Source organism: Promicromonospora sp. NPDC052451 (genome assembly GCF_044547525.1).
In the GTDB taxonomy this organism is placed as follows: Bacteria; Actinomycetota; Actinomycetes; order Actinomycetales; family Cellulomonadaceae; genus Promicromonospora.
This window is the reverse complement of sequence record NZ_JBIUAP010000002.1, coordinates 543,478-561,073: the sequence shown is the minus strand read 5'-3', so window position 1 is coordinate 561,073 and position 17,596 is coordinate 543,478. Positions and strand designations below refer to the sequence as shown.

18 protein-coding genes are annotated in these 17,596 nt (G+C 72.8%); 10 read left to right on the top strand and 8 right to left on the bottom strand.

Features of this window, described 5'->3' with window-relative positions; translation table 11 throughout:
* Positions 1-105 precede the first annotated feature (105 nt).
* The gene (locus tag ACIG47_RS05430; protein WP_397409807.1) at positions 106-270 is read right to left on the bottom strand and encodes a hypothetical protein; all 165 of its coding nucleotides are present in this window, start codon (positions 268-270) and stop codon (positions 106-108) included.
* Positions 267-1,310 (bottom strand): glycosyltransferase family 2 protein, encoded by a 1,044-nt coding sequence (locus ACIG47_RS05425; RefSeq protein WP_397429940.1) that lies wholly within the window; start codon positions 1,308-1,310, stop codon positions 267-269. The genes ACIG47_RS05430 and ACIG47_RS05425 overlap by 4 nt, the downstream gene beginning before the upstream one ends.
* A 516-nt stretch (positions 1,311-1,826) precedes the next feature.
* Between ACIG47_RS05425 and ACIG47_RS05420 the strand changes: the two genes are divergently transcribed.
* The 3 genes from ACIG47_RS05420 to ACIG47_RS05410 all read left to right on the top strand — a co-directional run bounded on the left by ACIG47_RS05420 (position 1,827) and on the right by ACIG47_RS05410 (position 4,707).
* A complete protein-coding gene (locus ACIG47_RS05420) occupies positions 1,827-2,210 on the top strand; it encodes a hypothetical protein (RefSeq protein ID WP_397409803.1) in 384 nt (127 codons plus the stop codon).
* 124 nt (positions 2,211-2,334) lie between these two features.
* Positions 2,335-4,083 carry an arginine--tRNA ligase gene (gene argS, locus ACIG47_RS05415; RefSeq protein ID WP_397429939.1) on the top strand — a complete coding sequence of 583 codons (1,749 nt, stop codon included), beginning with the start codon at positions 2,335-2,337 and terminating at the stop codon, positions 4,081-4,083.
* A gap of 27 nt (positions 4,084-4,110) precedes the next feature.
* Positions 4,111-4,707, top strand: coding sequence for a pyridoxamine 5'-phosphate oxidase family protein (locus ACIG47_RS05410; RefSeq protein ID WP_397429938.1), 597 nt, complete (start codon positions 4,111-4,113; stop codon positions 4,705-4,707).
* Positions 4,708-4,716: 9 nt separating this feature from the next.
* Here the strand turns inward: ACIG47_RS05410 and ACIG47_RS05405 are convergent, their stop codons facing one another.
* Positions 4,717-5,058: a MerR family transcriptional regulator gene (locus ACIG47_RS05405; protein ID WP_397429937.1), complete on the bottom strand. Its 342-nt coding sequence runs from the start codon at positions 5,056-5,058 to the stop codon at positions 4,717-4,719.
* Positions 5,059-5,112: 54 nt separating this feature from the next.
* On the opposite strand from ACIG47_RS05405, the gene ACIG47_RS05400 reads away from it, so the two are divergent.
* Together ACIG47_RS05400 and ACIG47_RS05395 are read left to right on the top strand one after the other, a co-directional pair.
* Entirely contained in the window at positions 5,113-6,009 is an 897-nt protein-coding gene (locus ACIG47_RS05400; protein WP_397429936.1) for an alpha/beta hydrolase family esterase, read from the top strand.
* 130 nt (positions 6,010-6,139) lie between these two features.
* Positions 6,140-6,388 carry a zf-HC2 domain-containing protein gene (locus ACIG47_RS05395; RefSeq protein WP_397409789.1) on the top strand — a complete coding sequence of 83 codons (249 nt, stop codon included), beginning with the start codon at positions 6,140-6,142 and terminating at the stop codon, positions 6,386-6,388.
* A gap of 72 nt (positions 6,389-6,460) precedes the next feature.
* Here ACIG47_RS05395 and ACIG47_RS05390 read toward each other — a convergent pair whose 3' ends face one another.
* Complete coding sequence (locus ACIG47_RS05390; RefSeq protein WP_397429935.1) at positions 6,461-7,732, bottom strand: hemolysin family protein; 1,272 nt, start codon at positions 7,730-7,732, stop codon at positions 6,461-6,463.
* 182 nt (positions 7,733-7,914) lie between these two features.
* Positions 7,915-8,505: a TetR/AcrR family transcriptional regulator gene (locus ACIG47_RS05385; RefSeq protein WP_397429934.1), complete on the bottom strand. Its 591-nt coding sequence runs from the start codon at positions 8,503-8,505 to the stop codon at positions 7,915-7,917.
* A 109-nt stretch (positions 8,506-8,614) separates the two neighbouring features.
* Between ACIG47_RS05385 and ACIG47_RS05380 the strand changes: the two genes are divergently transcribed.
* From ACIG47_RS05380 to ACIG47_RS05370, 3 genes are all read left to right on the top strand, one after another.
* The gene (locus tag ACIG47_RS05380) at positions 8,615-9,547 is read left to right on the top strand and encodes an alpha/beta hydrolase family protein (RefSeq protein ID WP_397429933.1); all 933 of its coding nucleotides are present in this window, start codon (positions 8,615-8,617) and stop codon (positions 9,545-9,547) included.
* Positions 9,548-9,615: 68 nt separating this feature from the next.
* Complete coding sequence (gene cutA, locus ACIG47_RS05375) at positions 9,616-9,960, top strand: divalent-cation tolerance protein CutA (protein WP_397429932.1); 345 nt, start codon at positions 9,616-9,618, stop codon at positions 9,958-9,960.
* A gap of 83 nt (positions 9,961-10,043) precedes the next feature.
* Complete coding sequence (locus ACIG47_RS05370) at positions 10,044-10,274, top strand: hypothetical protein (protein WP_397429931.1); 231 nt, start codon at positions 10,044-10,046, stop codon at positions 10,272-10,274.
* Between the two features lie 36 nt (positions 10,275-10,310).
* On the opposite strand, the gene ACIG47_RS05365 is transcribed toward ACIG47_RS05370, so the two are convergent.
* Complete coding sequence (locus ACIG47_RS05365) at positions 10,311-11,042, bottom strand: SDR family NAD(P)-dependent oxidoreductase (protein ID WP_397429930.1); 732 nt, start codon at positions 11,040-11,042, stop codon at positions 10,311-10,313.
* Between the two features lie 93 nt (positions 11,043-11,135).
* Between ACIG47_RS05365 and ACIG47_RS05360 the strand changes: the two genes are divergently transcribed.
* Together ACIG47_RS05360 and ACIG47_RS05355 are read left to right on the top strand one after the other, a co-directional pair.
* Positions 11,136-11,789, top strand: coding sequence for a TetR/AcrR family transcriptional regulator (locus ACIG47_RS05360; protein ID WP_397429929.1), 654 nt, complete (start codon positions 11,136-11,138; stop codon positions 11,787-11,789).
* Between the two features lie 78 nt (positions 11,790-11,867).
* Positions 11,868-12,962: a LacI family DNA-binding transcriptional regulator gene (locus ACIG47_RS05355; protein WP_397429928.1), complete on the top strand. Its 1,095-nt coding sequence runs from the start codon at positions 11,868-11,870 to the stop codon at positions 12,960-12,962.
* 45 nt (positions 12,963-13,007) lie between these two features.
* Here ACIG47_RS05355 and ACIG47_RS05350 read toward each other — a convergent pair whose 3' ends face one another.
* Both ACIG47_RS05350 and ACIG47_RS05345 read right to left on the bottom strand, forming a co-directional pair.
* Positions 13,008-14,408, bottom strand: a complete 1,401-nt coding sequence (locus ACIG47_RS05350; RefSeq protein ID WP_397429927.1) for a glycoside hydrolase family 76 protein — start codon at positions 14,406-14,408, stop codon at positions 13,008-13,010.
* 55 nt (positions 14,409-14,463) lie between these two features.
* Positions 14,464-17,553, bottom strand: a complete 3,090-nt coding sequence (locus tag ACIG47_RS05345; protein WP_397429926.1) for a glycoside hydrolase family 38 C-terminal domain-containing protein — start codon at positions 17,551-17,553, stop codon at positions 14,464-14,466.
* Between the last annotated feature and the right edge of the window lie 43 nt (positions 17,554-17,596).

The following is a 17,596-nucleotide window of genomic DNA, read 5'->3' as shown; positions in this document are numbered from 1 at the left end:
CCAGGCAGGCGGCTCGTGGGGCCCGCCTCTGCGGGTTCCTCCGGCGTCGGGCGAAGGGGTGCTTGCCGCCGGGCCGACGACAAGCCCCCCTCCGGCGCCCCGAGGTCACCCCTCTTTGCGCGGGATGATCCGCCGCACGGCTGCTCCGGCTGCGATCAGCGCGAAGGACGCCAGGACGATCCACAGCAGGTTCTCGGGGCCCGTGGAGGCCAGGGCTGCCGCGCCACCGCCGCCGACCGTGGTCAGTGCTGCTCCGTTGTACATTGTCACCATCTCCTTTCTCGGTTCAGTGCGGAGTCGAGATATGCCTTTCCGTGGCACACCTGAAGGAATATGTCGAACGGCAGCTCGTAGAGCGTGCCGGCGAGAATCTGTCGGAACGGCCCGCGGTCACGCAGCGTGATCACACGTTCCAGGGCGAAGACTCCGGTCAGCGCCAGCCAGAACGGCTGGATGTTCAACGCCCCGTACGCCACGACGGACCAGACCAGAGTCGCCAGGTAGGCCGCGGTGACCAGGACCCCGAGCATGGTCACGATCTGCCGGCCCCAGTAGGGCGCGGTGACCCGGGTGAACCCGTACTGCACGCAGTTCTCGATGGCGCCACGCTTCCAGCGCAGGCGCTGGTTCCAGAGGTCCCGCCAGGTGGGCATCACCTCGGTCGTCAGCGTGCAGCCCTTGGGCGAGAGGATCGTGTAGCCGAGGTGCATCAGGGCGAACGAGATCTCGTTGTCCTCCGTCAGCACGGTCGTGTCGTAGACGCCGCCGTGCCCGTCACCGGCCGGGATCTCGCCTGCCAGCCGCGCCGCCTGCACGTGCCGCAGCGTCGAGACGCGGAACACCGCGGCGGTGCCGGTGACGACCAGGCACTTCCCCTTGAGCCGCCGGACGTCCCGGGCGTACCGCGCGTACTCGTTGCGCTGCAGGTGACCGACGAACCCGCCGCCGTCCTGCCCCCGGAACACGCCCCCGACGGCGCCCAGCCGGTGGTCGGCGGCGAGACGGGCGAGCGCGCTCTCGATGAACTCCGGGTCCAGGACGCTGTCGGCGTCCTGGACCAGCACGAGGTCGTCGTCCTGGAGCCGAGGGAGCACGACGGACAGGACCTGGTTGAGGGCTCCGGCCTTCTTGTGCGTGTTCCCGACCGTCTCGGCGACGTAGGCGCCGGCACGCTCGGCGAGGTCGACGGTGTCGTCGGTGGAGTTGTCCGAGACGACCAGGATCTCGTCGGGCGGCCGAGTCTGACGGCTCAGCGCCGTGACGGTCTCGGTGATCCCGTCCGCCTCGTTGTGCGCCGGGATCAGGACCACGAGACGGCTGCCGGTCGACGTGGTCGCCGGGGCCTCGGTGAGGACGGCCGTGCCACGCGCCGCGGTGAGTTCACCGGACTGCTCGCGGCTTTTCGAACGGCTTTCTGAAAGACCACCGGAATGCACCTGGCGGCCCGGCTCGTCATGACATTCTTGACGTTCTTCCGGCCTGTAGGATGATCGCATCTCCGCCATGGCGATGCCTCTCGTGAGTATCTGGATGACCACGTCCAGCGTGTGGTCCAGAACTCAACGCCCAGCCGAATTTCATCAAGGGCACCTCAAGATTTTCCTTGAGATTCTTGAGGATCTTGAGGTAATACGATCAACGCCCCGGAGCGGGTGAATGAACCCCCTTTCTCAATCGCCGGCGACTGGAAGAACATCCGTTCCCCCGGGCCACTGCCGCACGCTCGTCGAGGCCCGCCCGAGGCCACATCACAGCCCGTCCGCGTGCACACGAGCCCAGTCCTGGTAGACATGCCACCGACCACCGCAGCGAAAGGGGCACATCGGATGCACGACGGCAGATCCCTGCGAGCGTGGGTGTGGGTCATCGCCGTCCTCGGCTACCTGATCCTGCCCGTCGTCGCGTTCTTCCCACTCGTGGGCGGGGGCCTGGGCGATCTCGGCACCACCGGAGGACCACCCGGCGGCGTCGCCGGGATCGGGCTCTTCGTGATCCCCGTGCTGACCTGGGTCATCACCGTCGCCCTGCACCGCGAGCGCCGCACGCACGGCGAGCGGGCCCTGGACGGCGTGGTCCTGAACTGGATCGGTGGTGTGCTGGTGACGGCGCTCGTCGTGACGGCCGCCGGCTCGTACGTGGTCCCTCGCGCCGTCGACTACCTCGAGCACCACGAGCGGCAGAGCGCTGCGGTCGGCGCCGAGCCGGCCTGATGCCCGGGCCCGCGCTCGGGCCGATATTCAGGCCGACGGCGCGGGCCTGCCTTCCTAGACTGGCGAGCGCCTCGCCCGACCCCGGCCGGGGCGCTCACACGTCCCCGACGGGAAGGTTTCGCGCGTGTCCGACGTCGTCGCGATCAAGGACCAGGTGGAGGCGGCCGTCCGGGCCGCCCTGTCCGAGGTGCTCCCGGCCGAGCTGGCCGGCACCGACCCGGTGGTCCGACGATCCGACCGCGCCGACTTCCAGGCCAACGGCACGCTCGCCGTGGCCAGGAAGGCGGGCCGCGCGCCCCGGGACATCGGGGCCGACGTCGCCGTTCGCCTGCACGGGTTCGCCGCGGACGTCTCCGGGCCGGGCTTCCTGAACGTCACGGTGCCCGACGCGGCGGTGTGGTCCGCCGTCGCGGCGCGCCTGGCCGACGCCAGGCTCGGCCTGGCGGCGCCGCACGACGGCGAGCGCGTCGTGGTCGACTACTCGGCGCCGAACGTGGCCAAGGAGATGCACGTCGGTCACCTGCGCTCCAGCGTGATCGGTGACGCCCTCGTCCGCGTCCTGGGACACCTGGGGGCGAGGGTGACCAGGCAGAACCACATCGGCGACTGGGGAACCCAGTTCGGCATGCTCATCCAGTACCTGGAGGAGCACCCCGAGGTGTCGTGGAAGGGGCAGGGCGCCGAGACGATGTCGGCCCTGGACTCCCTGTACAAGGCCGCGCGGGCGGCGTTCGAGGCGGACCCGGCGTTCGCGGACCGGTCCCGCGCCCGTGTCGTGGCGCTGCAGTCCGGCGACGACGCGACGCTGACGGCGTGGCGGGACCTGGTGGCCGAGTCCGAGAGGGCGTTCGAGACCGTCTACCGCCGCCTCGGGGTGCTGCTCGACGGAGGCGACTTCGACGGCGAGTCCCGGTACAACGACGCCCTGCCCGGCGTCGTCGCGGACCTTCTCGCGAGCGGCGTCGCCACCGAGTCCGACGGCGCCGTCGTCACCTTCACCGACGGGGTCACGGGACCGGACGGTGACTCCGTGCCCTTGATCGTGCGCAAGAAGGACGGCGGGTTCGGGTACGCGGCCACCGACCTGGCCACGATCCGGCTGCGGGTGGAGCACTACCGGGCCGACCGCATCCTGTACGTCGTGGACGCCCGGCAGTCCCTGCACTTCCGCATGGTGTTCGACACCGCCCGCCGCGCCGGCTGGCTCCCCGCGGCCGTCGACGCCGAGCACGTGCCCTTCGGCACCGTGCTGGGCACCGACGGGCGCCCGTTCAAGACCCGCTCGGGCCGGACCGTGCGGCTGGCCGACCTGCTCGACGACGCCGAGGCCGCCGTCCGGACGGTGCTGGCCGGCCGGTCGCACGGCTTCACGGGCGCCGAGCTCGACGCCGTCGTGCACGCCGCGGCGATCGCGGCGATCAAGTACGCGGACCTGTCCACCACGCGCACGAGGGACTACGTGTTCGACGTGGAGCAGATGGTCGCCACGACCGGCGACACCGGGGTCTACCTGCAGTACGCGCACGCCCGGGTCCGCTCGATCCTGCGCCGGGCGGCCGGGGCGGCCCCGACCGCCGTCGGGCACGTGGACACGACCCTGCCGCTGCACGAGGCGGAGAAGGCGCTCGCCCTGACCCTGGACGGGCTGGAGGCGACCCTGCGCGACGTGGCCGGCACGCTGGAGCCGCACCGCCTGTGCGGGTACCTCTACGAGCTGGCCACGGCGTTCACCCGGTTCTACGACGCCTGCCCGGTCCTGGGCGCCGAGGACCCCGCCGTGCGCACCAACCGCCTCGCCCTGTGCGACCTCACGGGCCGCACCCTCGCCACGGGCCTCGACCTCCTGGGGATCCCCGCGCCCGAGAGGATGTGAGACGACGCCCTGACTACCCTGGCTCGGGTGACGGACCGACTGGTACAGGACGACGGCCCCTTCCCTCCGGACCCGTTCACCCTGCTCAGGCTCTGGGCCCCGGCGGACGACGACCCCGCCCGGCCGGTCTCGACCCTGGCGACCGTGGACGACGCGGGCCTGCCCGACGCGCGCACGGTGCTCCTGTCCACGGTGGGCAGCGACGCCGTGACGTTCCACACCGACTCCCGCAGCCGGAAGGCGGAGCAGCTGCGGGCACGTCCGCGCGCCGCCCTCGTCGTGCGGTGGGACGAGCAGGCGCGGCAGGTCGTGCTGCGCGGGACGACGGCGGAGACGACACCGGAGGAGCGCGCGACCGCCTTCGGCCGTCTGCCGCGGTACCTGCAGCTCCTCGCCTGGCTCAACACCGCCGAGCTGGCCGCTCTCGACCGGGCCCGACGGGAACGGCGCTGGGCCGCGTTCGACGCGGAGCACCCGGTGCTCGACCCTCCGCCGACGTGGGTCGGCTACGCCCTGCGTCCCGTCGACGTGCTGTTCTGGGAGGGATCGGAGCGCGGACCCAGCCGCCGCGTCCGCTACCGCCTCACCGCGAACGGCTGGGCGCGGGAGCCGCTACCGGGCTGACGCCGGCCGTCACCGCCGCTCCAGGAAGTCCGTCAGCACCTCGCGCGTCGCCGCGAGCTGCTGCATCTGCTGGTCGATGTCGTCGCGCATCTGCGCCACGCTCACACGTGCCGCGTCGTGGTCGGCCTCGGCGGCCCCGTCGCCCGCGCACGCCAGCACCGCACGGACCTTGTCCTGCGGGAACCCCATCTGGAACATCATGCGCACGATCCGGGCGGTGGTCACCGCGCTCTCGTCGTACTGGCGGTACCCGTTGGCCGCCCGCGTCGCGGTGACGAGCCCCTGTTCCTCGTAGTACCGCAGCAGCCGCGGGCTGACGCCGCTGCGTGCGCTGAGCTCGCCGATGATCATCAGGGGCCTCCGTCCGGTTGACCTTCACATGATGTGAAAGTTTAGCCTCCCGGCATGACCTCCTTCACCCACCTGAGCACCGACGTCGGCGGCCGGCGTCGCACCTTCCACGTCGTCGACGGCCCGTACGCGCCGGGGAGGGACCTCGTCCTGGTCCTGCACGGCTCGCGGCAATCCGGTGCCGCGCACCGCCGCTTCACCGGCCACATGTTCGACACGCTGGCCCGCGACCACGGCGCCGTCGTCGCCTACCTCGACGGCTACCGCGGCAACTGGAACGACGCCCGCGCGGAGAGCGCGTTCCCCGCCCGGCTCGCCGGCATCGACGACGTCGGCTTCGTGCGGCGCGTGATCGCGGACCTCGTCGCCTCGCACGACGTCGACCCCCGCCGGGTGCACGCCGTCGGCTACTCGAACGGCGGCCAGATGGTGCTCCGCCTGCTGCACGAGGCACCCGGCCTGCTCGCCGGGGCGGCGGTCGTGGCCGCCACCATGCCCGCACCCGAGAGCTTCCTGGCACCATCCGCGGAGCTCGAACCCGTCCCGACGCCCACGCTCCTGGTGCACGGCACCCGTGACCCGATCGTCCCCTACCAGGGCGGCCGGTTCCCGGCCTTCACGCGACGCGTCTTCCGGGTCGACGGCGTGAGCCTGTCGGCTCCCGGGACAGCGCGCTACCTGGCTCTCCGCAACGGGATCACGACGGACCCGGTCGTCACCCGGATCGCCGCGCCGGCGTCGACCCGGGACCGGACCCGGATCGAGCAGACGGACTACCGCGAGGACGGCCGTCCGCCGGTCCGCCTGCTGACGGTCCACGGCGGTGGCCACACCGTCCCGGGGCCGGGCCGGGCGCCGTTCTTCATCGGCCGGACGGCGCGGAGCATCTCGACGGCCGACGTCGTCGCCGAGCATCTCGGCATCACGGCCGGTTCCGGTACCCGTCACTAGAGCGTCAAGCGCGGGGGCCGATATCACAGGCGTCGTATCACAGAGCAATCTGGATGAATCCTCATGGACAGACAGAATGGTGCCAGCCGGTAGAAACCGGATGCTGTGCGCACAGGGGGCAGGTTCGGCGATGATCGCGAGTGAACGGGCTGACAACGGGCACCTACCCGGCGCGCTCCAGGGTGCCGGCGGCGGTGCCGGCAGCCCGGAGTGCCGTGCCACCCGTGCTGCCATGCACGACTACCTCGACCGGTGCCTGCCGCCGCTGCGTCAGGAGCGCTTCGAGGCCCACCTGGACGGCTGCGCCGAGTGCATCCGCACGTTCATCGACGTCCGCGAGGTCGCCTGGGCCCGGCGCGCCGCGCTCTGCCCGGCGTAGGCCTGACCTGCGCCAGGCGTAGGCCCGACCTGCGCCAGGCGAAGGCCGGGCCTGGCGCAGGTCAGGCGGAGGTCAGGCCCGCCGGACCACCTCGACCTGCGTCAGACGGCGCCCCTGGACCTCGGTGACCACCAGGTCGAGGTCGTCGACGCGCACGGTGTCACCGACGTCGGCCACCCGGCCCAGCCTGCTCACCACGTAACCGGCGACGGTCTCGTAGGGGCCGTCGGCCAGCGCCACCCCGGTCTGCTCCTCGAACTCCTCGATGGTGATGCCCGCCTCGACGATCCTCGCACCGTCGGCCGACGGCGGCTCCGGGCCGTCCGGCACGTCGTGCTCGTCGCGGATGTCGCCGATCATCTCCTCCACCAGGTCCTCGAGCGTGACGATCCCGTAGGTGCCGCCGTACTCGTCGACCACCACGGCCAGGTGCCGTCGCTCGCGGCGCATCAGGGACAGCGCGGGGATCAGGTGCGTGGTGGTCGGCAGGAAGAGCATCGAACGGGTCAGCTCACGCACCGGCGTCGTGCCCGGGGCGCCGAACAGGTCCCGGACGTGCAGCACACCGATCACGTCGTCGAAGTCGGCGCCGGTGACCGGGTAGCGCGAGTACGGGCTGGCCTTGACGGACTCCAGCACCTCGGACACCAGCAGGTCCCCCGCGATGAACGTGACCTCGCCGCGCGGGCGCATCACCTCGCTGACCGACCGCTCGGCGGCGTCGAAGACGTCGCTCAGGATGCGGCGCTCCTCCTCGGGCAGCCCCTCGTGGGCCACCACGACGTCACGCAGCTCCTCCTCGGTCATGCCCTCGGACGTCGCCCGCGGGTCGCCGCCCAGCAGCCGCACGACCGCGTCGGTGGACACCGACAGCAGCCACACCACGGGCCGCATCAGGCTCGCGAACCGATCCAGCGGCGGGCCCACGACGAGCGCCACGCTCTGCGCGCGCTGGAGGGCGAACCGCTTGGGGACCAGCTCGCCGAGCACGAGCGAGAGGTACGCGATGACGAGCGTCAGCAGGATCAGGGAGGCGGTCGAGGCGACCTGGGCCGGCAGCCCGACGCCCTCCAGCACGGGTGCGAAGTCCGGGGCCAGGGTCGAGGCACCGTAGGCGGCGGAGAAGAACCCCGCGACGGTCACGCCGATCTGCACGGCGGCGAGGAACCGGTTGGGGTCCCGGGCCACGGAGGCCACCCGCGCCCCGCGCCCGCCCCGCGACTCCAGCCGGTCGATCTGGCTCTCCCGCAACGAGACCAGGGCGATCTCCGTACCCGCGAAGACGCCACCCACCAGGATGAACACCAGGACGAGCGCGACGTTGACCCACGTGTCCTGGTCCATCAGCAGCCCACCTCCTTGGTCCGGCGCGAACGGCGGGCGCAGGTACTGTGTGCGTCGTCCATGGCGACGAGTACATGAGCCGTGGCCAGGTGTGTCAAACCGTGGCGGGTCGACGCCGACACGTCAGGAGGAGCGCCCGGATACCCCTCGAACGCACGGGCACCGGGGGCACGGCGTCGAACTCATTGTGGCTGGCGCAAGCCTGCCACGAGGAGTTCGACCAGCCGACGCGCGTCGTAGCGGCGATGCGTGCCGGCTGCGGCGCAGACGCCGCCGATGCCGCGCATCAGCTCGTAGGCGTCCAGGCCGGGGCGCACCTCGCCGGCCTCGGTGGCCACCTCGAGCAGGTCGGAGAGCACCGGCACGAGGCGGTCGAGGAAGTAGTCGTGCAAGGGGTCATAGCACGAGTCGTCCGACTGGAGCACAGCGGCCAGTCCTTGCTTGGTCACCACGAAGTCGACGAAACGGTCGATCCACCGAGCTACCGCGAGGTAGGGCGTCGCACCATCGCTCCGGAGTGCGGAGCCTGCCTCGGCGAGTGCCTCGACCTGGTGCCGGTACACGGCGACGATCAGATCGGCCCGCGTCGGGAAATGGCGGTAGATCGTGGCCGTCCCGACGCCCGCCTCGGCTGCGATCTCACGGATCGGAGCTTCCACGCCCGAGGTGGCGAAGACCGCGCCGGCCGCCGCCAGCAACGCCTCCTGGTTGCGCTGGGCGTCCGCCCGCTGGGGGCGGACAGCGGGCGCCCTTCTCCGGTCGCCGGGACTCATTGCATGTACCTCCGGGTCGTTGCATAAACGGGACACTGTCCCGTATCGTCGAGAGCACCAATCGGGACAGCGTCCCGTTTCATCATGTCAGACCGGAGGGCCCCTTTCCATGAAGACCGCTGACGTCCCAGTCGCCCCCGCCCAACCCGTCGTCTCGGTCCAGCCGGTGACGCTGGCCGCACCGGGCCGCGGCGCGGACCTGCAGGTCAAGATCTCGGCGCCGACCACCGGCACCGACCTGCCGATCGTCATCTTCTCCCACGGCTTCGGTTCCTCACTGCACGGCTACGGCCCACTGACCGACTACTGGGCGGCGCACGGCTTCGTGGTGATCCAACCCACCTATCTCGACTCCAGAACCCTCGGCCTCGCGCAGGACGACCCCCGCAAGCCACGGTTCTGGCGCTCCCGCGTCGAGGACGCGAAGCGCGCACTCGACCACCTCGAGGTCCTGGCAGCCGCGGTTCCCGGTCTCGACGGACGCCTCGACACGAGCCGTATCGCCGCCGCCGGACACTCGTTCGGCGGTCAGACCGCAGGGATCCTGCTCGGCCTCCGCGTACAGGACCCCCAGACAGGCGACTCCGAGGACCTGTCCGACCCACGCATCACGGCCGGCGTCCTGCTCGCCACGGCCGGCCGGGGCGGAGACGACCTGACGCCGTTCGCTGCCGAGAACTTTCCGTGGCTCAGAAGCCCGAGCTTCGCGGAGCTGACGACGCCCGCTCTCGTGGTGACGGGTGACCACGACGAACTCCCTCTCAGCGTCCGCGGGCCGGACTGGACCGTCGACCCGTACACCCTCGCGCCCGGCAGCGAGAGCCTGCTCACCCTGTTCGGCGCCGAGCACTCCCTGGGCGGCATCGGAGGGTACGAGATCAAGGAGACGACCGACGAACACACCGGTCGGGTCGCCCTGGTCCAGCGAGCCACCTGGGCCTACCTGCGGCACGCGCTGGGTATCGAGAAGGAGAGCTGGGCAGCGGTCCGGGAGGAGCTGGCCACCAGCCGCCACCCGCTGGGCCGGATCGAGTCCAAGTAGTCGTTCCGGCACGAGGTGGTCACGGCGCTCCGCCGGCTGTCCTGACCGCGGCCCGTAGCCTCGACCCCATGGCCAACACCCCGGACCACGCCGGCATCGTGCAGATCGCCACCACGTTCGACGCCACCGAGGAGGCCGAGGCACTGTCCCTCTCGGTCGTCGAGGCGCGGCTCGCCGCCTGCGCGCAGACCGACGGCCCGATCACGAGCGTGTTCCGCTGGGACGGCGCCGTCCAGACGGAGCAGGAGTGGCGGGTGACCTTCAGGACCACCGCCGCGCTCGCCGAACAGCTCATCGAGCACATCGTGCGCGAGCACTCCTACGACGTCCCGGAGGTCGTCGTCACGCCCGTGGTCGGCGGGCACGGCGACTACCTGGAGTGGGTGCGGGACGAGACCCGCTCGCTGCCGTAGCAGCGCCGCTCCACCACGGACGCGGATTCGGCGACCCCCGAAAGAGGAGGCCCTGACCGCCGCGCCCTGCCTAGGTTGGTCCGATGGCGGACAACGGGGATCAAGGCGGAGCGCGGCGACGTCCGTGGAACTGGGGCGCGGGCATCGCACTGGGAGCAGGTGTCGGCCTCGTGTTCGGCGTGGTCTTCGTCGCGTCGCTCGGGTGGGCCGGCCTGCCCGTCGGCGTCGCGCTCGCGGCGGGCCTCGTTCCGGCCTTCGCGATGTCCATGGCCCGCCGGACGGACTCGGACGAGGGCCCGCACCGGCACGACTGACGCCCCGCCCCGCCGTCCGCGGGACGGGGCGCCTGCTCAGGCCGCGCTGATCGCGTCCGGGTCGAGCGCCAGCGGCGGGCCGGACAGCGCCGCCTTCGCGTCCGCGGCGAACCCGTGCACCACCTCGGCCTCCCCGGCCTCCAGCCCGTCCAGTCCGAGGGTCACGACGTTCACCGGGTCGTCCAGCGCACCGTCGGGGAGCTCGTAGCCGTGCGCGGCGGCGAACTCGCGCATCGGCTCGGTGTCGATCATCCCGGGCACGAGGGCGGTCACCAGCGTGCCCTGGCCCGCGAGCTCCAGCCGCACGCCGTTGGTCAGGCTCCACTGCGCGGCCTTCGCAGCGGCGTAGGCGGTGTTGCCGTCGACCGTCTGCCAGGCCGCGCCGGACAGGACGTTGAGCACGGCGCCGCCGCCGTTGCGGGCGAGCACCGGCGCGAACGCCCGGATCATCGCGAGCGTGCCGAAGTAGCTCGACTCCATCGCGAGGCGGATCGAGGTGAGGTCTCCGGTGACGAGGTTGCCGCCGGTCATGAACGCGGCGTTGTTGACCAGCACGTCCACGTCCCCGGCGGCCGCAGCAGCCGCTTCGACGGACGCCGGGTCGGTGATGTCGAGCCGGAGCACCTCCGCCCCGGGTACGTCGACCAGCTCCGGACGACGGGCGGTGGCGTAGACCTTGGCCCCACGCTTGAGCAGCTCGACCGCGAAATGACGACCCAGGCCCCGGTTGCTCCCCGTGACCAGCGCCGTGGCGCCCTGCAGGTTCATGCTTCCTCCTCGTAAGATGACCGATCGGTCATGTTGGCGATTGAGACCCTAGGCAGAACATGACCGGTCGGTCAACTTGGTAGGATCGGCGGCATGCCCCTCGCCACCCCCGGCCATGCCGCGCCCGCCGACGCGGACGCCGTCCTCACCGACGCCTCCCGTCCCCTGCGCGCGGACGCCGCCCGCAACCGCGAGGCGCTGCTGACGGCCGCCGAGGAGGAGTTCGCCGCGCAGGGTCTCGACGCCTCGATCGCCGACATCGCCCGGCGCGCCGGCGTCGCCAAGGGGACCGTGTTCCGGCACTTCGCGACCAAGGAGGAGCTCGCCACGGCCATCGCCGCACGGCATGCGCAGGAGCTGACGGCGGTCGCCCGGCGGTTGCGCGGGTCGGCCGACGCGGGGGCCGCACTCCTGGAGTTCATGACCGAGGCGGCAGGGCGGCTGCAGCGCCGGCGCGTGGCGGTCCTGATGACCGTGCCCGCGCCCGGCTCGGAGCTGGCGCGGCTCCAGCAGGAGGTGCACGACGAGGTGGTGCTGCTGACCGACGAGGCCCGCGCGGCGGGCGCCGTCCGGCCCGACATCACCGGGACGGACGTCTTCCTGCTGATGTGCGCACCGGTGCACGCCGTCGACTACGTCGCCGACCCGCCGCCGGAGCTCTGGCGGCGCTACGTGGGCGTCGTCTTCGACGGCCTGCGACCGGACGGCGCCCACCCGCTGGCCCACGCGGCACCGGCCTGGCCCTGACCGGCGCAGGGGTGGGCGACGCCGGCGTCGCCCACCCGGCAGTTCGCCCGAACCGGGCACGTGCCTTAGGTTCTGACTATGGCTGAGCCGGGCAGCGAGGAACGGGCGATCCAGCCGCGGTCCGTCCCCACCATCAGCGACGTCGCGCGGCACGCCGGCGTCAGCCCCATGACGGTGTCCCGGGTGCTCTCGGGCGGTCAGAACGTCAGCGCCCCGATGCGCCGCAAGGTGGAGACGTCGGTGCGCGCCCTGGGCTACCGCCGCAACGAGAACGCGCGGAGCCTGCGGCCCGGGCACCGCAGCGGGCTCGTGGGCGTGGTGGTCACCAACCTCGCCAACCCGTACTACGCCGAGGTGCTGGAGGGCATCGGCGAGATCCTCAGCGAGGCTGACCGCCGGGTCATCTTCGGCACGTCCCACGAGGACCCCGAGGAGGAGGCGCGGCTCATCGCGGACTTCGTCGGGCGGCAGACCGAGGGGCTCATCGTGGTGCCCGCCGGGGGACCCTCCGAGCACCTGCGCCCCGACCAGCGGCACGGCGTGCCCCTGGTCTTCGCCTCACGGCGGCAGGACGGCGTGGACGTCGACGCCGTCATCGTGGACGACGTGCGCGGCGCGGAGCGGGTCACCGCGCTGCTGCTGGAGGAGGGGCACCGGCGCATCGCGTTCGTCGGCAACGCGGTCTCCGTCTTCACGGGTCAGCGCCGGTTCGAGGGCTTCGAGCGGGCGCACCGCGCAGCCGGGGTGCCCGTGCTGCCCGAGCTGGTGCGGCGCGGGCAGCAGGACATCCACTCCGCCGAGAACGCCGCCCAGGAGCTGCTCGCCCTGGACGAGCCGCCCACCGCGATCTTCGGTGCCAACAACCGGAACATGGTCGGGGCCATCAAGGCCCTGCACGCCGCCTCGGCGGCGCGCGGGACCGACCTGTTCGCCCGCGTGCGGCTCGCGAGCTTCGACACCTTCGACCTGGAGGAGCTCGTCCCGGGCGACCTCTCCGTGGTCACGCACGACGCGCGCGAGCTCGGCCGCACGGCGGCGGAGCTGCTGCTCGTCCGGCTGCAGGGCAAGCGCTCCGACCGGCCGACCCGCACGATCGAGCTGCCGACGTCGATCCGCACCCGGCGTCGGTCACCGGAGCGCCTGCCCGGCGCGGAGCCGGCCACGCCGGCGTAGCCCGCAGAGCCCGGAGGAGGCCCGGAGGACACCCCGCGACGCGGCTCAGGCGGCGTCGCCGTAGTCCTGCCGCCGCCAGGCCAGCAGCGCGAAGAGCTGGATCGCCCCGGCCTGGTGCAGCGTCTGGGGCCGCGCGTCCGGGGCGGGCGCTCCCCCGCCGCCGGACTGGAACCGGAACAGGCCGGTGGCCGGGTCCCGGTTCTCCGCCCACACCCGTTCGGCGTACCGACCCATGCCGTCGAGCACGTCGGCACCGTGCGCAGCGGAGATCGACTCGAACAGCAGCAGGTTCGCGAACAGGATCGCGTTGAACACCACGGGCTGGTCGTAGAGCCGGTCGCCGCGCACCCAGTGGTCGACGGCGCCGGCGGCGTCCGCCGTGGCCAGGTCGAGGTACCGCCGCTCCCCCGTGGCGCGGTGGAGCAGCGTGGCGGCTCCGACCATCGACCCGGAGTTGTAGCTCCAGAGCGTCTCCTCCACCGAGCCGTCCAGCAGGATGCCGTTGGCGTAGCGTCCGTCCCCGCGATGCAGGGCGGCACGGACCCACTCGTACGTACGCCGCCCCCAGTCGAGGTACCGCGCCTCGCCGGTCTCCTCGTACAGGTGCACGGCCAGCTCCGACGCCAGGCTCGTCACGTTCGCCGCCCCCCGGTACGGGTTCCAGTCGGCCTCGACCCAGTGCATGCCGCCCGGGTGCTCGACGTCGGGATCGGTGTCCCAGGCCCGCGGCAGGAACTCGAAGACCCGCTGCGCCCGCCGCAGCAGCTCCCGGTCGCCCGACATGCGGTACCGGCGCACCAGCTCCAGCCCGATCACCGCGTTGTCGTCGAAGAACGGGTCCCCGCCACCGCCGAGCGGGGCGGGCGGGTAGGAGGCGTACGCGCCCCGGCCCGTGTCCCAGTACCGTTCGAGGCCCGCGAAGCGGTCGGCGACGTCGCCCGTGAACCGTCCCCCGGACCCGGGGAGCCGGTCGACGTCGACGGTGGCCGCCGTGGCCTCGCGCAGCGGCCAGACGAAGGAGTAGGGGTTCTCGCCCGGTGCCGGGTCGAGCCCCTCGGAGTAGAGCCCCGTGCCGGGCAGGTACAGGTGCCGCTGGAGGGCGGCGTACCCGTCGAGGGCCCGGCGACGCCACCGGTCCGCAGCCGGGCTCGCCACCCCCGACGCGGCCGGGCTCGCCGCCGCCCGCACGGCGGACAGCGGGCCCAGCAGCGGAGCCGCGAGCGCCGCGAGCCCCAGTCCGCCGAGCCCGACGGCGAACGCACGGCGGGACAGGTCCGGGGAGCGGGACGGGTCGGCCGGGCGGGCGAGCCCCGTGGGCCGGGCGGCCCCCGCTGGACCGGGGCCGGGCGTGGTCGGGCCGGGCGTGGTCGGGCCGGGCGTGGACGGGCCGGGCGTGGACGGTCGGGAAGTGGACGGTCGAGACACGGGCGTTCGGGGTTCAGGCACAGCGCACTCCTTCGTGTTCGTGGTGGTGAACCGGTTCGCGGGCCGGGCGGCCCGTTCAGGCTGTGGTCAGCACGACGCCCACCGTTCCCTGCGGGTCCATGGGCACGTCGATGCCGTCGGGCGTCACCGCGAGGTCCGCGACCCGGTCGCCCAGGTAGGTCGCCGTCGCGGCGGAGGCGACCTCGACGCCCGGGCGCAGCCGGACCACGAGGGGCTCCTCGGCGTAGGACTGGAGCCGCACGAGGCTCTCGCCCTCCCGGCCCGTGGCGGTCACGGCGACGAGCCGCACCCGGTCGTCGTCGAGCCGGATCAGCGACCGCTCGGCGTGGTCGACGGCGGGGGTGCCGGGACGGGCGGTGGCCAGCACCCCCAGCACGGGGCGGGTCAGCTCGGCGGCCGTGCGTGCCGCGAGGGCGGCGGTGCTGATGTCCTCCCCGGCGCGGCGCACCCCGATCGCGTACCGGAACGAGGTCTCGAAGCCCTGCTCGGCGGGGAAGTTGGTGTCCCAGACGTTGTTGTGCACCCAGGAGTAGACGGTGGCGGGCTGCCGGGGCGCCATGCTCTCGGGGAACGGGGCGTACGGCAGGGAGACGACCTCCGGGTGCACCAGCGGGGCGTCGGCGGTCACCCAGGCGACGGCGAGCTCGTCGTCGTCGAACGACACCCAGTCGCGCACGGCCCGCATGTGCTGGGGAGCGCCGGGAACCTGCGGCAGCCCGGGTCCGGTGAGGCCACCGGTGATCTCGTAGCGCACGCGGGGTTCGGGAACGGCGAAGGGGAAGGCCAGGTAGGCGCTCTCCTTGGTCATGGTGGCGGGCTTGGCGAGCCGGTTCTCCACCTCCAGGCGGGCGGCGCCCCGGGGCAGCACGAGTGTGACGCGGACGTGGTGCACGCCGTCGGCGGCGTACTGGTAGGTCAGGCGTTCCTCGACCGGGGTGCTGACGCGCTCCACGAGGTGGCTCGGTCCCGCCGTCGTGCGGCTGCCGAGCAGCTCCAGCTCGTCGGAGACCGTGGTCTTGTTGGACTGGTGGTTGTACCCGCCCGCGGTGGTGTACGTGTCATAGACGTAGCCGTTCATGCCGACGACGGCGTCCTGGTCGACGATCTCGCGGCCCGTCGCCTTGTCGAGGACGGAGGCCACGCAGCTGCGCCCGAGGTCGACGCGGACGCGCAGGTGCTCGTTCTCGAGCACCAGCGGGTCGGCGACGTCGGGCAGGGCGGCCGGCGGCGCCGCGCGGTGGACGGCCAGCCGTACGGAGCCGAGCGCGGGCACGTCGGGCACGTGCACGCGGACGAAGCGCCCCGCGGCGCGGTTCTCGGGAGTGGTCTGCGGCACGGTCTCGCTCGGCAGGGTCGCGCCGGTGCGGCTGTCGCGCACCAGGACGGGTTCGTCGAGCGGCACGCGGCTCTCCCGGACGAACAGCGAGACCGTGGTGGTCCGCGCGAAGCCGGCAGTGTTGACGGCGTGGTAGGTGCTGTCGGCGTCCGGCTCCTCGCGCAGCAGCGCACCGAGGCGGGCGGAGGCGTGGTCCAGGAGCAGGTCGGCGTCGTCCCGGGCCGCCAGGGCGCGGGCGTACTTCCAGTGCCACTGCTCGCTGCCGGACTCGCGGCCCGTGTCGGCGTGCGTCCACGGGTCGGAGGCGCCCCAGGTGTGCTCGTTGAACAGGGAGACCGACGAGTAGACGGCGGCGGAGCGCTCCGTCTCGGCGGGCACCCCCGTGCCGCCGAGCAGCCGTTCGATGCCGCTGACGGTCTGGGCGTCGGCGAGCGTGGCCTGCGCCTGCCGGGTCATGGCCTGCGGGCGGGCGGCGCTGCCCACGCCCTCGACCCACCAGTCGCCCCAGTCGCCGGTCAGCGTGGGCACGTCGTCGCCCAGGCGTTCCTCGGCGGCGCGGAAGAAGTCGGCGTTGGTGGAGGTGCGCAGCCGGGGGTAGGCCCAGGTCTCGTTCCAGCGCTGGACGATGTCGGCGTGCACCACGCTCGCGGGCGCGTTGTCGCTGTGCCGGCCGAGCACCCGCAGGTGCAGCACGTCCCACGGGTAGGGCTCCCGGTCGGTCACGGCGGGCCCGTGCCAGCCGAAGGCGCCCGGCGCGTACGGGTAGGAGTTCGTGGCGAGCGCGGTCAGGTACGCCGGCAGCAGCTCGTCCACCAGGTCGTACGACGTGGTGAACCCGAGGTTGGCACCCTCCATGTAGGCGAGCCCGTGCGGGGTGTCGGTCATCCAGACCAGCACGCTGCGGCCGGACGGCGCGCTCCACCGGAACAGCCGCGGCAGGTGCTGCCCGCCCTTGAGGTGGGGCACGGAACGGCCCGCCCAGTTGTGCGCCACGGACAGGTACCGCACGCCCTGCTGCGCGAGCGCGTCGGGCAGGCCGACGGGCTGGCCCGGCACGTCGGTCTGCATGGCCACTGGCATCTCGATGCCGTACCGGTCGCGCACGTCGCGCGACAGGCGCAGCAGCTCGTGCAGCTCGTCGGTGGAGCAGGTGTCCAGGTGCAGGTTGTACGGCAGGGCCGTGAGCTCGAGCTGCCCGCCGCGCACGTGGTCGAGGAACTCCTCGACGTGCGCGGCCGGGCGCGACCGGGCCCACTGCTCGAACGGCCACAGCGCCTCGGCCGACCAGCGGAACCGGGCCTCCTCCGGCCGGTCCTGCGTGGCGCGGGCCAGGTCCAGGCAGGAGTCGAGGAACGCGAGCTGGTTGCGCAGCACCGTGCCCTGCGGGTCGGTGTACCCGATGTCGAAGTGGGAGTGCTGCACCAAATGGATGGACCACTCCCGCACCGGGACCTGCTCGAAGGTGAGCGTGCCGGGACCCAGGTCGGGCAGCTCCAGGGTGACGTCGGCCGGCACGCTCGCCGCGGGCAGCAGCACGCGCACCGACCCCGCCGGCCCGGGCAGCGTGCCGGGTTCGGTCGCGGTGCCCGACGGCGTCCGCAGCACCACCCGGCCCGGGGCGACGCCGTCGGCCTCGACCCGGACGCTCTGCAGCATGCCCGAGCCGGTGTCCCGGCGCAGCAGCGGTTCCGGGATCACCCGGACCCGGCGTCCGCCGAGCACGGCCTCGGCGGCGACGGCGCGGTCGACCATCTCGGAACGGGCTCGATCGAGCGACCAGGGGTGGTCCTTGACCAGTGCACGGCTCATCGGGAAGACACCAATCTCACGTCGGGTAGGGCACGTCGGGTAG